Source organism: Arthrobacter sp. 754 (assembly GCF_040548695.1).
Lineage (GTDB): Bacteria > Actinomycetota > Actinomycetes > Actinomycetales > Micrococcaceae > Arthrobacter.
Genome location: NZ_JBEPSC010000006.1, coordinates 363,669 through 376,295, shown reverse-complemented (window position 1 = coordinate 376,295; position 12,627 = coordinate 363,669). Strand labels below are relative to the sequence as shown.

General features: G+C 65.2%; 13 protein-coding genes and 1 pseudogene. 12 read left to right on the top strand and 2 right to left on the bottom strand.

The annotated features are described in order from the left end of the window. The 8 genes and pseudogenes from ABIA70_RS18480 to ABIA70_RS18445 all read left to right on the top strand — a co-directional run. Positions 1 to 465 (top strand): annotated as a pseudogene (locus ABIA70_RS18480) (amino acid permease); the annotation flags it as partial. A gap of 182 nt (positions 466 to 647) precedes the next feature. Then, complete coding sequence (locus tag ABIA70_RS18475; RefSeq protein WP_354149030.1) at positions 648 to 1,595, top strand: L-lactate dehydrogenase; 948 nt, start codon at positions 648 to 650, stop codon at positions 1,593 to 1,595. A 96-nt stretch (positions 1,596 to 1,691) separates the two neighbouring features. After that, on the top strand, positions 1,692 to 1,940 hold the full coding sequence (locus tag ABIA70_RS18470) for an SCO4226 family nickel-binding protein (RefSeq protein WP_354149029.1): 249 nt from the start codon (positions 1,692 to 1,694) through the stop codon (positions 1,938 to 1,940). Between the two features lie 108 nt (positions 1,941 to 2,048). Beyond that, positions 2,049 to 2,543 carry a universal stress protein gene (locus tag ABIA70_RS18465; RefSeq protein ID WP_354149028.1) on the top strand — a complete coding sequence of 165 codons (495 nt, stop codon included), beginning with the start codon at positions 2,049 to 2,051 and terminating at the stop codon, positions 2,541 to 2,543. 155 nt (positions 2,544 to 2,698) lie between these two features. After that, a complete protein-coding gene (locus tag ABIA70_RS18460; RefSeq protein WP_354149027.1) occupies positions 2,699 to 4,015 on the top strand; it encodes an ATP-binding protein in 1,317 nt (438 codons plus the stop codon). 208 nt (positions 4,016 to 4,223) lie between these two features. Continuing rightward, positions 4,224 to 4,616: a hypothetical protein gene (locus ABIA70_RS18455; protein WP_354149026.1), complete on the top strand. Its 393-nt coding sequence runs from the start codon at positions 4,224 to 4,226 to the stop codon at positions 4,614 to 4,616. 173 nt (positions 4,617 to 4,789) lie between these two features. Then, positions 4,790 to 6,307 carry an HNH endonuclease signature motif containing protein gene (locus ABIA70_RS18450; RefSeq protein ID WP_354149025.1) on the top strand — a complete coding sequence of 506 codons (1,518 nt, stop codon included), beginning with the start codon at positions 4,790 to 4,792 and terminating at the stop codon, positions 6,305 to 6,307. Between the two features lie 39 nt (positions 6,308 to 6,346). Beyond that, positions 6,347 to 7,606 carry a low temperature requirement protein A gene (locus ABIA70_RS18445; RefSeq protein ID WP_354149024.1) on the top strand — a complete coding sequence of 420 codons (1,260 nt, stop codon included), beginning with the start codon at positions 6,347 to 6,349 and terminating at the stop codon, positions 7,604 to 7,606. Here the strand turns inward: ABIA70_RS18445 and ABIA70_RS18440 are convergent. Beyond that, positions 7,584 to 8,315 (bottom strand): HD domain-containing protein, encoded by a 732-nt coding sequence (locus ABIA70_RS18440; RefSeq protein ID WP_502917230.1) that lies wholly within the window; start codon positions 8,313 to 8,315, stop codon positions 7,584 to 7,586. The two genes, ABIA70_RS18445 and ABIA70_RS18440, sit on opposite strands and share 23 nt — an antisense overlap. Positions 8,316 to 8,377: 62 nt before the next feature. After that, positions 8,378 to 8,857, bottom strand: a complete 480-nt coding sequence (locus tag ABIA70_RS18435) for a MarR family winged helix-turn-helix transcriptional regulator (protein WP_354149023.1) — start codon at positions 8,855 to 8,857, stop codon at positions 8,378 to 8,380. A gap of 121 nt (positions 8,858 to 8,978) precedes the next feature. Here ABIA70_RS18435 and ABIA70_RS18430 point away from each other — a divergent pair, with 121 nt between their 5' ends. The 4 genes from ABIA70_RS18430 (at position 8,979) to ABIA70_RS18415 (ending at position 12,594) form a co-directional block, all read left to right on the top strand. Then, the gene (locus ABIA70_RS18430) at positions 8,979 to 9,923 is read left to right on the top strand and encodes an SDR family NAD(P)-dependent oxidoreductase (RefSeq protein WP_354149022.1); all 945 of its coding nucleotides are present in this window, start codon (positions 8,979 to 8,981) and stop codon (positions 9,921 to 9,923) included. Between the two features lies 1 nt (position 9,924). Beyond that, positions 9,925 to 10,815 (top strand): amidohydrolase family protein, encoded by an 891-nt coding sequence (locus ABIA70_RS18425; RefSeq protein ID WP_354149021.1) that lies wholly within the window; start codon positions 9,925 to 9,927, stop codon positions 10,813 to 10,815. Positions 10,816 to 10,828: 13 nt separating this feature from the next. Next, positions 10,829 to 12,076: an acyl-CoA dehydrogenase family protein gene (locus ABIA70_RS18420; RefSeq protein ID WP_354149020.1), complete on the top strand. Its 1,248-nt coding sequence runs from the start codon at positions 10,829 to 10,831 to the stop codon at positions 12,074 to 12,076. A gap of 62 nt (positions 12,077 to 12,138) precedes the next feature. Continuing rightward, positions 12,139 to 12,594: a MaoC family dehydratase gene (locus ABIA70_RS18415; protein WP_354149019.1), complete on the top strand. Its 456-nt coding sequence runs from the start codon at positions 12,139 to 12,141 to the stop codon at positions 12,592 to 12,594. Positions 12,595 to 12,627 lie beyond the last annotated feature (33 nt).

Below are 12,627 nucleotides of genomic sequence, written 5' to 3'. Positions count from 1 at the left end.
GCCTCCCGCATGAACAAGGCAGGCGTGCCCTACGGCGGGATCGCCATCACCGCCGCAGTGTCCCTGCTCGGCGTCCCGCTGAACTACCTGGTCCCGGCCCAGGCGTTCGAAATTGTCCTGAACGTCGCCTCAGTCGGCATCGTCATGACCTGGGCCACCATCGTCCTCTGCCAGATCCAGCTCAAACGCTGGGCCGACAAAGGCTGGCTCGAACGCCCCTCCTTCCGCATGTTCGGAGCCCCCTACACCGGCTACCTCTCCCTGCTCTTCCTCCTCGGCGTCCTCGTGATGGTCTTCATCGAATCCCCCCTCACCATGCTCGTCACCGCCATCGCCTCAGCACTGATGGTGGTCGGCTGGTACGCCTGCCGCCACCGCATCCGCGAAATCGCCCAGGCCCGCGAAGGCTTCACCGGCAGCGCACCCGTCATCGCCAACCCGCCGGCGGCAACGTTCAAGAGGTAGCTCCCCGTCCGGCCAACGCGTGCTGGTGTGAAGCGGCTCCCGAATCGGTAGCATGAAGCAATTGCGGACGCCCGTACCATCGGCGGTGTTCCCGGAGCTCACCCGAGCTCCGGGAACACCGGGAACTACGGGAACACCGGAAAAACACCGGGAACTACGGGAACACCGGGAAGAGGTAGGTCATGCCAGGATCCAAACTCGCCATCGTGGGAGCCGGAAGCGTCGGCACCTCCCTCGCCTACGCCGCCCTGATCCGCGGTTCGGCCAGCCATGTGGCCCTGTTTGACGTCAACGCCCTCAAAGCCGAGGCGGAGGTCCTGGACCTCGCCCACGGCACCCAGTTCGCCGCTGCTGCGGCGACCGTCACAGGCGGTGGGGACATCGCCGTGACTGAAGGCGCCGACGTCGTGGTTATCACTGCCGGGGCAAAGCAGGCGCCCGGCCAGACGCGGCTGGACCTTGCCGGGACGAACGTCCGCATCCTCGAACAGCTCATGCCGCAGCTGCTTGAGCATGCTCCGGACGCGGTCTACGTCCTGGTCACGAACCCCTGTGACGTGCTCACCGTGGCCGCGCAGAAGATCTCCGGACTGCCGGCCGAACACGTCTTTTCCTCCGGCACCGTGCTGGATACGTCGCGGCTGCGCTGGCTGCTGGCACGCCGCGCCGGCGTCTCCGTGGCCAGCGTCCACGCCAGCATGGTGGGTGAGCACGGCGACACCGAGTTTCCGGTGTGGTCCGGCGCCACCATCGGGCCGGTCCCTATCCGCGACTGGGAAGAAAACGGTGAAAGGATCTTCACCCAGGACTACCTCGCCGAAACGGCCCGTGAAGTGACCCAGGCGGCGTACAAGGTCATCGCCGGCAAGGGTGCAACCAACTACGCCATCGGCCTGTCCGGGGCGAGGATCGTGGAGGCGCTGCTCCGGGACGAGAACGCCGTGCTTCCAGTCTCCACCGTGCTCGACGGACCCTACGGAATCACCGGTGTGGCGCTGTCGCTGCCCAGCATTGTGGGCCGCGGTGGAGTCCGCCGCGTCCTTCACACACCAATGGACGACGCCGAACTGGCCGCACTGCAGCATTCCGCTGACACGCTGTGGAACACCATGGATACGTTGGGAATCTAGCCGCCACGCATCCTCTTGACGGCTTACGTGCCTGGGTCTAGCCTCAGCCTCATCCTGCTGTTTCAAGGAGAACCCAGCTTAAGGAGCATTGGCATCATGCCGGAATTCATGGATGTCCACCGCAATATGGTCGGAATCACCAAGGAAGCCCTTCAAGAGGCTCATAACGCCGACCTCGCCATTCAAGGCGACGAAAGCGTTGACTTCAAGTCGGCCTGGGCCGATCCCGAATCAGGTCACGTTTACTGCCTGTCCGAGGCTCCGTCAGCGGACGCCGTCAGGCGCATCCATGAGCGCACAGGTCATCCCGCGGACGAGGTCCACCCTGTCCCGCTGAGGGTCTGACCAGGCAGGGGACTCCGACGGCGGAGCGCCCGGTTCCTCCGCACGGAACCGGGCACCGCCGTCGTCTTTCCATTCCTTAATTCGTGCCATTCGCTAAGGAGAACAGTGATGGACAAGGAAGCAAAAGTTGTCGTCGGTGTGGACGGCTCGGACGCTTCAGTACAGGCGCTGCGTTTCGCGGCCCAGTTGGCGCCCGCCCTGGGCGCCAATATTCATGCCATAGCCTGCTGGGACTTTCCGCAGATGTATGCCGGCTACGTTCCGCCCGATTTCGAGGCTTTCCAGGCGGCCGCAACCAAAACCTTGGCGGAGAGCCTCGACAAGGCTTTTGGACCGGACGCCCCTGAGGGCATCAGTCAGGAGCTGATCCGCGGCCCGGCGCCGGCAAAACTGGTCGAAGCAGCGGCAGGCGCAGCAATGCTCGTGGTCGGCCGCCGCGGGCACGGCGGTATCCGTGGCATGCACCTGGGCTCCGTCAGCTCAGCCTGCGTTTCGCATGCTGACTGCCCGGTCCTGGTGATCCACGCGGACGCCGGCAGCCACGGCACGCACCACCTCTGGAGGGGCCGCAAAGCCAAAGGTGAGAACACGGGCACGGCGTAGCTCCACAGCCTGCCGTCCCGTAATGCAACGCTCCCGCAACCCTTGGCGGCGGGCTGATCGCCTATGCTCAGCAGAGCGCCTCATCATGCTGCTCCAAGCATTCAGTGAGCACATGGGCGACTCAGTTCAACGACGAACCACCCGGGAGAAACGGCATGACCAACTGGCGGATCAGGGACTTCCACTCGGCGGACCTGGACGGGATCCTGCACCTCTGGGAGACCCTCAAGGCGAACAACGTGGAGCCCGTTTACGCGCTCTCTGAGGTGCTGGCCTCCTGCGAAAAGGACCACGCCGTGGTGGCCGTGCTGGGCGACATGGTGGTGGGCGCCGCCGTCGGACGCGCCGCCCACGACCAGGGCTGGATTGTCTTCCTCGCCACCCTGCCGGAGTACCGCGGCCGCGGGATCGGCACCTCGCTGCTCGCCGCCGTCGAGAACCGGATGGCACCGCACGGGCTGAACAAACTCTCCGCCCTGATGCCCGAGTCCGAGACCCGTGTGGAGGCGTTCCTGAGCCGCGGCTTCGCGCTGAAGAAGAACCTGCGCTACTTCGAGCGGACCATCCCGGTGCAGCGCCAGGAGCTGGGTGCGCTGGGCCAGCTGGGCGGCCGGATCCTCGCCCGTGACCTCTGGGAGAACGTGGCCGGCATGCGCAATGAGAAGGAACTCCTGGAACGGCGGCTGGTCCTCCCGCTGGCCGAGGCGGACCTTGCGGATGAATACGGAGTGGTGCCGCCGCGCGCCGTGGTGCTGTTTGGTCCTCCGGGGACCGGAAAAACCACGTTCGCGAAGGCCATCGCGTCAAGACTGGAATGGCCGTTCGTGGAGGTCTTCCCGTCCCGGCTGGCTTCAGATCCCAAGGGACTCGCGGGAGCGCTGCGCGAGACGTTCCTGGAGATCGCCGAACTGGAGCACGCTGTGGTGTTCATCGACGAGGTGGAAGAGATTGCCTCCCAGCGATCCGGCGAACCGCCGTCGCCGCTGCAGGGCGTCACGAACGAGCTCCTGAAGATCATCCCGGCCTTCCGCGAACAGCCCGGCCGCCTGCTGGTCTGCGCAACGAACTTCATCCGCGCCCTTGACACAGCATTCCTTCGGCACGGCCGGTTCGATTACGTCATTCCCATCGGCCTCCCCGACCGCCAGGCCCGCGAGGCCATGTGGCAGCGGTTCATCCCCGCCACCGTGGTGGACGACGTGGACGTGGAACTCCTGGTGGGACGGACCGAAGGTTTCTCCCCCGCGGACATTGAGTACGCCGCCCGCAGCGCCTCCCAGCGGGCGCTGGAAAAGGCCGTGTACGACGACGGCGGCGCGGCTTCCGGTGGTAGCCTTTCAGTCCGCGAGGCGGTCCGGAAGGGGCCCTGCACGCAGGACTACCTGGACGCCATCGGCGAGACCCGGACCACCGTCAGCCAGGAAGTCCACGAGCAGTTCCTCGAGGACATCGACGCCCTGGGCCGGGTTTAGCTGTACTGCCCAGGGACGTTGTTGGCATGGCCTGGTTGCCACGTTGCCCACCTTGCCCGGGGCCCATCGACGTTCCGAACTCGGCGAGGGCAAGGGGGCACGGCGAGTACCCACCGCAGCCCGCCACCATCCCACTCAGTGAGGGCTAACGCCCCTACTCCGCCCAACGCGTCGTGGCAACATGGAGGTGAGCCGCATAGGAGGTTCGATGGCGATCAAGAAAAGCGCACACCAGGACCCTGGTGCCCCGCCGGGCGGCCCTGCAGTACCCAGTGAAGCTGCCGACAGCGCCTACCGGCGCGCATGGTGGTCTCTGGCGCTTTACCCGGTGTCGTTCGGTGCTGCCTTCGGCATCGGTGAAGGCATCATCACAGCTCTCACGAACGACACCGTCACCGCGGAATTCTGGCAAATGCTGGTAGCTGTCATCCCGGCTCTCCTCGTGTTCGCGATCCCAGGCATCCTCTCGGTGAGCCAGGGGCGCAAAGCGATGAGGCTCGGGCGCAAGGACGGAAGGGTGCCGGCCATGATCGGGGCCGGCATCGCTATCGGCTTCGTCGTGCTTAACGTTGCCTCCTACCTCCTCGGCCAGACGAGTTGACGACTGACAACAAGCACACCCATGAGGGCGCCGGCTCGGAACATCCGCCCGCATCCCTGTTGAAGCACAGGGAAAAGCTGTCCAGGCCTCCGAGAGTTATCCACAACGGTCGGTTATCCACATAGGCAAGTAACCTCGCGGTCTTCGGCACTGCCCCGCGGGATGCTTGATGTATGGGAAACAGGGCAGCGGTTGAGGCGGCGGAGGCTGTTTGTGTCTCCGCCGCGGCGCTGCTCGCTGCGGTTAAGGCCGGCGCGGATTCCGCCGCGGTTGTCGGGCCTGCCGGGTTCACGGGGTCCGCCGACTCTGCCGGGCTGGGTGGGTGTTCTGCTGATGATCCGTTGCGCCGGGAAGCTGATGGCTGGTTGGACACGCTGGCCCTTACCGCCAGGCTCAACGCGCAGGTCGCCGCCGTGGCGGTCCACGCGGCAGCCGGGTATGCCGGCACGGCCCAGGCGTTGGCGTCCCCTGACATCCCTGATCGGGCGCAGGAGATGGCGGTCGTGGCCGAGGTCGCGTGTGCCCTGACCGTCGGTGAGCGGACCGCCGGGGCCCTGCTGGCCGAATCCCACGCCCTGACCACCGCCCTGCCGTTGACCCTCTCCGCTCTGCAGGCAGGGTCGCTGTCCTGGCAGCACGCCCGGGTCATGGTGGACGAAACCGGCAACCTGGACGCTTCTGCTGCTCAGGCGCTGGAGGCGCACTTCCTGGACCCCGGGGCGGAGAACCCCAACCGGGGCTGCCCGGCCGGGGAACTCGTCCCGTCCAGGTTCCGGCACAAGGCCCGGATCTGGCGCGAACGCCACCACCCGGTGAGCATCGAAAAACGCCACACCAGAAGTGTTGCGGACCGGCGGCTGGAATACCGGCCGGACCGGGACGGCATGGCCTGGCTCTCGGCGTACCTGCCCGCGGACCAGGCCGCCGGGATCTGGAACCGGACCACCGCCGACGCCCGCGCCTTGCAGGGCCCGGACGAGGACCGCACCATGACCCAGATGCGTGCCGACATCGCCGCCACCCTGCTCCTCTGTGGGGACGCGGAGGGAAGTGCCGCGGGGCGGGTGCCGTCACCCCGTGCGCTGGTCCTGGTCACCGTGCCCATCATGTCGCTCCTCGGCGCCACGGATGAACCGGCGATGCTGGATGGGTTCGGGCCGATCCCTGTCACCATGGCACGCAGGCTCATCGCGGACGGCGCCACGTCCTTCCACCGGGTCCTGATCGACCCGCGGGATGGTGCGCCGTTGGAGATCGGCCGGACCAGCTACCCGGTCACCAAAGCCCAACGCCAATGGCTGCGCATCCGGGACGGGAAATGCCCGTTCCCCGGCTGTCACAACCAATCCCTGGACAACGAAGCCGACCATCTCCTCGCCTGGGCACACGGCGGCACCACCGGCATCACCAACCTCGCCCAGCCCTGCCCCAAACACCACAAGCTCCGGCACACCGGCGGCTGGACACCCGGCCCGGCCACCCACCACGAACCACCGGGCTGGATCTCACCCACCGGCAGACGCTACGCCACTGAACAACCCGACTGGGAACCCCCACAACTGCCAGAAGGCTTATACAGCAACTCCGAGTTACGAGGGCCTTCTCTTTCCAGGCGCCCGGCAATAGAAGTGGCTGCAGATTCGGGAAAAACCACGGCTTCGAAGGAAGCCGCAGTCTCACGAAATCAGTAACTGTGGAGCGGGTAACGGGGCAGCGGTAGTCTTTGGGCCATGTCTTCAAATCCACTCCGGCACGCCATGGCGCGCATGGGCGGGCGTGATCCTCACGAACGGCATCGCGCCGCAACTCCGCTTGAGCTCTTCTTCGACCTCACGTTCGTCATTGCGTTCGGCGTGGCAGGAAGCCAGTTCGCCCACGAGATTGCCGAAGCCCACTTCGGCGCTGGACTGCTCGGGTTTTCCTTCGCCATGTTCGCCGTGATCTGGGCGTGGATCAACTTCACCTGGTTCGCCAGCGCCTATGACACGGACGACTGGATCTTCCGCGTCGTGACCATGATCCAGATTGTCGGCGTATTGATCCTCACCATGGGAATAGAGCCCATGTTCCACTCACTGGTGGAAGGGGAACACGTCGACAACAGGGTGATTGTTGGCGGCTACGTGGTCATGCGGCTCGCGCTCGTCACCCAGTGGCTGCGGGCGGCAAAGCAGGATCCCGCCCGCAGGGCGACATGCCTGCGCTACGCCAAGTACCTTGCGGTGGTGCAGCTCGGGTGGATCGCTGTGCTGGTAATCGAGGCTGACGTGCTCACCACCTTCCTTATGACCGGCCCCCTGATTGTGGCGGAGATGGCCACCCCCTACCTGGCCGAGCGCAAAGCTACGACGCCCTGGCACGCGCACCATATCGCCGAGCGGTACGGGTTGCTGGCCATCATCGCCCTTGGCGAATGCCTCATCGGTGCCATCGAAACCCTCCGCGCGATCGTGGCCAGCCATGGCTGGAGCGTTGACGCAGCCCTCGTGGGCTTCGGCGGAACGGCACTCGCCTTTGGAATGTGGTGGATCTACTTCATGCTTCCTGCAGGCCGGGCGCTGCACCTGCGCCGGCAGCACTCCTACCTCTTCGGGTACGGTCACATCCCCGTTTTCGCGGCAATCGCAGCGACGGGTGCGGGGCTGCATGTGGCGGCTTACTACATCGACCACGGAGCACACATCAGTGCGGCGGTGGCCGTTGCCAGCATTGCCGTGCCTGTGGCACTGTTCAAGGTCTCATTGACCTGGCTTTACAGCGTGATGGTGGGCGCGGACCGCACAGTCATGGCCGTGGCCGTCTGTGTTCTGGCCGCATTGGCAGCCTCCGTTGGCCTGGCTGCCGCTGGGGCGTCGGTGCCCATCAGCCTGCTGGTTATTGTGCTGGCGCTGGGCATCTCGATCGTCGTGGACGAACGCCGCGGGTCCGAACGGCTGCATCTGGCGCTGGCGAAACTGGAGGCCGGGACTACTTCTCCCCGCGCGTCGTAGCGTCATCGTCAACCCGGGCACCGTCGCCCGTCCCAGCGTCATCGTCAACCCGGGCACCATCAACCGTCCCGGCATCATCGACCGTCCCGGCGTCATCGTCATGGTCATCCCCATAGGACAGGTTTTCGTAGTCGGTGTCGTCCTCCTCATCCAGCCGGTCGTTCAACTCGTCCAACAGCCAGGGGTTGATCCGGGCGAGGATCTTGCGGACTTCCTCCACGTCCACGGCAGCGTAAAGCACCGGGCGGGCGTCGCTGTACTTGGTGACGGGCGGCTTGTCCGGCCACTTCTCGGCCAGTGCTTTGACGCGCTCGGGAAGGGAGTTGTGGGCGTTATCCGCGATCTTGACCAGAGCGGCGTCGTGGTCTTCGGCGATGTAGCGGATTCCGTCGGCGTAGTCGTCGGGATTGTCGTGGAGCCGGTTGGTGACCCGTTCGATGATGTCCACTGCACGCTCGGAAACACCCATCTCCAGGAGTGCCTGCCGGGTGATGGGGGTGTCTTCGGCAATGTCATGCAGGTAGCCGGCAATCCGAATGTCGTCGTCGAAGTCCGCGAGCGCGTCCCCCACGGCAACCACGTGGTCACGGTACGGCCGTTTGAGCTTGTCCTTCTGCCGGTTGTGCGCCACTTCGGCCAGGACCTTCGCGGTCTCTACAGTGAATCCCGGCTGAGGGAAAGCTGCTTCTTGGAACTCTGGTTCGGACATGGTTCCAGCCTACGCGCCGGGCAACGCGTGCCTGTCCGCGGGCACCGCTTGTCCGCGTGGTTCTACGCCAAACCGCCCCACAGCGCCTTCCGGAGCAATGCCTTCATGGTGGCCACCTCGTCCGCCGACAGCCGCTCCAGTGCCTGTGCTTCGGCACTGCGGGCAGCCTTTCCGGCCTCATCCAGGAGTTTCGAGCCGGCCTTCGTGGCCGTTACGGTCTTTGCCCGGCGGTCCTGCTTTCCGGGAGCCCTGACCACGAGCTTCCGTTTCTCGAGGTCATCCACCAGCGCCACGATCTGGCTGGGATCCAGGCTCAGGAAATCCGCAAGCTCGCGCTGGGTCGGCTCCAGTCCGCTGTCCGCAAGGATGAGCACCGAATACGAGCGCTCTTTGAGATTGAAATCAGCCAGCGCCCGGTTATTCAGCACCGACCCCGACGCATGGAGTTTGGCCAGCAGGAATCCCATGTCGTTGGTGATCGAGGCAGCCACCAGTTTTTCCCCGGCCCCGTCCTGCTTCACGCCCTGCACATCGATCGTCATTACGCTCCAGAAAGTTCCCGAATTTAATCGTTGACATTTACAACAATCCATATTCTCATGGATACAGAACAGCATCGCATGCCGGACGGCAGGATGCACGGTCAGCTAGCAAAGGAGCAGCATGAGCCTGTCAGGCAAAGTAGCAATCGTTACCGGCAGCGGACGGGGCCTCGGCCTCGCTTACGCCCGGGAACTGGCGCACCAGGGTGCCGCCGTCGTCATTAATGACGTGGACGCGGCAGTGGCCGCAGAAGCCGTGGCACTCATCGAGTCCGACGGCGGCCGCGCGGTTTCCGTCGTCGCCCCCGTGGGCACCACCGAGGTGGCCAAGCAGCTGGTCGAGACGGCCGTGGCGGAATTCGGCCGCCTCGACATCCTGGTCACGAACGCCGGCATCCTTCGCGACAAGTCCCTGCTGAAGATGACCGATGAGGACTTCGACCTGGTCATCAACGTCCACCTGAAGGGCACGTTCACCTGTGTCCGCGAGGCGTTCGCCTATTTCAAGGAAAACGGCATCGCCGGCCGCATCATCACCATCGGCTCGCCCACCGGCCAGCGCGGCAACTTCGGCCAGACCAACTACGCCGCCGCCAAGGCCGGCATCGTCGGCATGGTCCGCACCTGGGCCCTGGAAATGAAAAAAGCCGGCGTCACGGCCAACGCGGTCATCCCCGTCGCCGCAACAGCCATGACCAAAACCGTGCCGTACTTCCAGAAGGCCATCGAAGCGGACGAGCGCGGCGAAGCCATGCCGGCCTTCTTCCGTCATGACCTCGGTTTCGGAACGGCCGACGACGTCGCGGGCCTCATTGCGTTCCTCGCCTCCGACGCCGCAGCCGGCATTACCGGCCAGGCGATCGGCGCCGGCGGTGACCGCCTCCAGGTCTGGACCCATCCTGAGGCCGCCGCCACGGAGTACCGCGAAGGCGGCTGGCACTACGCCGATCTGGTGGAAAACTTCGACTCCCTCTTCGGTGACAAACTCCAGAGCGTGGGCGAGGAGTTCCTCCCGCTCCCGGAGGATCTCAAGCCGACCCAGCCCGCAGCACCCGTGGCACGCTGACATGTCCACCCGCTACGAAACAGCCGTCGACGTCGCGAAAGTCGATGCGATCGACATGCACGTCCACCTCGAGGTGGACGGCCATGGCCACCAGTCCCTGCCGCCAACCCTCACCGAAGCGTCCGCGAAGTACTTCAAGTCCGAGGACCGCACCCCGTCCCTTGACCGCATCGCCGAGGTCTACCGCGAACTGAACATGGCCGCCGTCGTGTTCACCGTGGACGCCCGAACCCAGCTCAACCACGAACCGAACAGCATCCCGGATCTGATCGCAGGAGCCGCGCGCAACAATGACGTCCTGATCCCCTTCGGCAGCGTGGACCCGCGCACCGGACCGGAAGCGATCCGCGGTGCCGTGCACCAGGCCGAGGACCTCGGCGCCCGCGGCTTCAAGTTCCACCCGAGCCTGCAGGGCTTCGACCCGTCCAACGAACAGTTCTACCCCCTCTGGCAAACCCTCCAGGACCTCCGCCTCCCGGCCATCTTCCACACCGGACAGAACGGCATGGGAGCCGGGCTTCCCGGCGGCTACGGCATCAAGCTCGGCTACTCCAACCCCCTCCTGTTGGACGCCGTCGCCGCGGACTTCCCGGAACTCCAGATCATCATGGCCCACCCATCCGTGCCGTGGCAGGACGAGGCCAACTCGATCGCCACGCACAAGGCGAACGTGTTCATCGACCTGTCCGGATGGTCCCCCAAGTACTTCCCGGAATCCCTGGTGAAGGCGTCCAACTCCTACCTGCAGGACAAGGTCCTTTTCGGCACCGACTTCCCGCTCATCACACCGGAGAAGTGGCTCGGCGCCTTTGCGGACCTTCCCCTCAAGGACGAGATCCGGCCCAAGATCCTCAAGCACAACGCCGTCCGCCTGCTCGGACTCGGAGGCTGATATGAGTGCAAGCATGGCTATTAGCGCCACTGGCAACCCGGCAACAGAACAGGTCCGTCTCTACGGGGTCTGCGATTACTACGACGCCGAGTCCCTCCTGACCGGGGACGAACGCAAAGTCCTGGGCCGGCTGCGCAGCTTCCTGGACACCAAGGCCCGTCCGCTGCTGGCCGATCACTGGGAGCGGGGGGAATTTCCCACGGAACTCGCCCAGCCGCTGATCGACCTGGACCTGATGGAACCCGCCGAACTGACCGGCCGCGCGGCTGGCGGGGGCGCCCCGGGTATAGGGCGAATCCCTGCCCGCGGCATCTACCAGGGCTTCCGCATCTTCGAACTTGCCCGCACGGACGCGTCGCTGGCAACCTGGTACACCTCGCAGGCCGGATTGTTCCGCACGGCCATCCGGGTGGGCGCCTCGGCTGAACAGCAGCAGGAGTGGATGCCCAAGGTCATCGATTTCTCCCTCAAGGGTGTCTTTTCCCTGACGGAGCCCGGTTCAGGCTCCGACATCGCGGGCGGGCTCGCCACCACCGCGCGGCGGGACGGTGACGGCTGGATCCTCGACGGCGCCAAGCGCTGGATCGGGGGCGCTGCCAGCGCAGATGTCCTGGCCGTCTTCGCCCGGGATGTGGCCGACGGGCAGGTGAAAGCCTTCCTGGTGGACCGCCAGGCTGAAGGCGTGACGCTCGAAAAGATCCACCGGAAGACCTCCCTGCGGATGATGCAGAACGCGCATATTACCCTCGACGGCGTGCGGGTTCCGGAGTCCATGCGCCTGCACAACGTCAACTCCTTCCGCGACGTGGCGGCGATGCTGCGTGCCATGCGCTCCGACGTCGCCTGGATCGCGACCGGTGTCCAGGCCGGCGCCTTCGAAGCAGCCCTCCGCTACGTCACCGAACGCCAGCAGTTCGGCCGTTCGCTGGGCTCATTCCAGCTGGTCCAGGAGAAACTGGCCCGGATGCTCGGCAATGTCACCTCGGCACTGTCTCTGGTGGTCCGGCTGACTGAACAGCAGGCCAAAGGCATCTACCGGGACCAGGATTCAGCACTGGCGAAGATGCAGACTTCCCTGCTCATGCGGGAAACGGTCGCCTTGGCCCGCGAGGTCGTGGGCGGCAACGGCATCACCCTCGAAACGGACGTGGCCCGGTTCCACGCCGACGCCGAGGCTGTCTATTCCTACGAAGGCACCCACGAAATCAACGCCCTCATCGTCGGCCGTGCACTGACCGGCGAAAGCGCCTTCACCCGCTGAAGCGCCCGTCGTCGTACATTCACCAAACCCCACCACTATCCACTCCCCAACTGGAGGCAAAGATGCCCAACCTCGTCGTCGACTTCGACAAACTGCTCACCCTCGCCGGCACCGACCTTGGTGCCACCGAATACCGTGAAATCACGCAGGAACAGATCAACAAATTCGCTGACGCCACCGGTGACGACCAGTGGATCCACGTGGACCCGGAACGCGCCAAGGACGGCCCGTTCGGCGCACCGATCGCCCACGGCTTCCTCACCCTTTCGCTCATCATCCCTTTCTGGGGCGAGTTGTTCGACGTCGAGGGCGTCACCACCAAGGTGAACTACGGGCTGGACAAGGTCCGGTTCACCTCCCCCGTGAAGGTCGGCTCGCGGATCCGCATGCAGGCCACCATCGTTGAGGTCACCGAGGTCAAGGGTGGCGCCCAGATCAAGGTCGCCAACACCATCGAGATCGAAGGCCAGGAACGGCCCGCCGTCGTCGCCGAATTCTTGGCGCGCTTCTACAAGTAACCCTCCGCTTTTCCCTTCTTCCGCACCAACCAT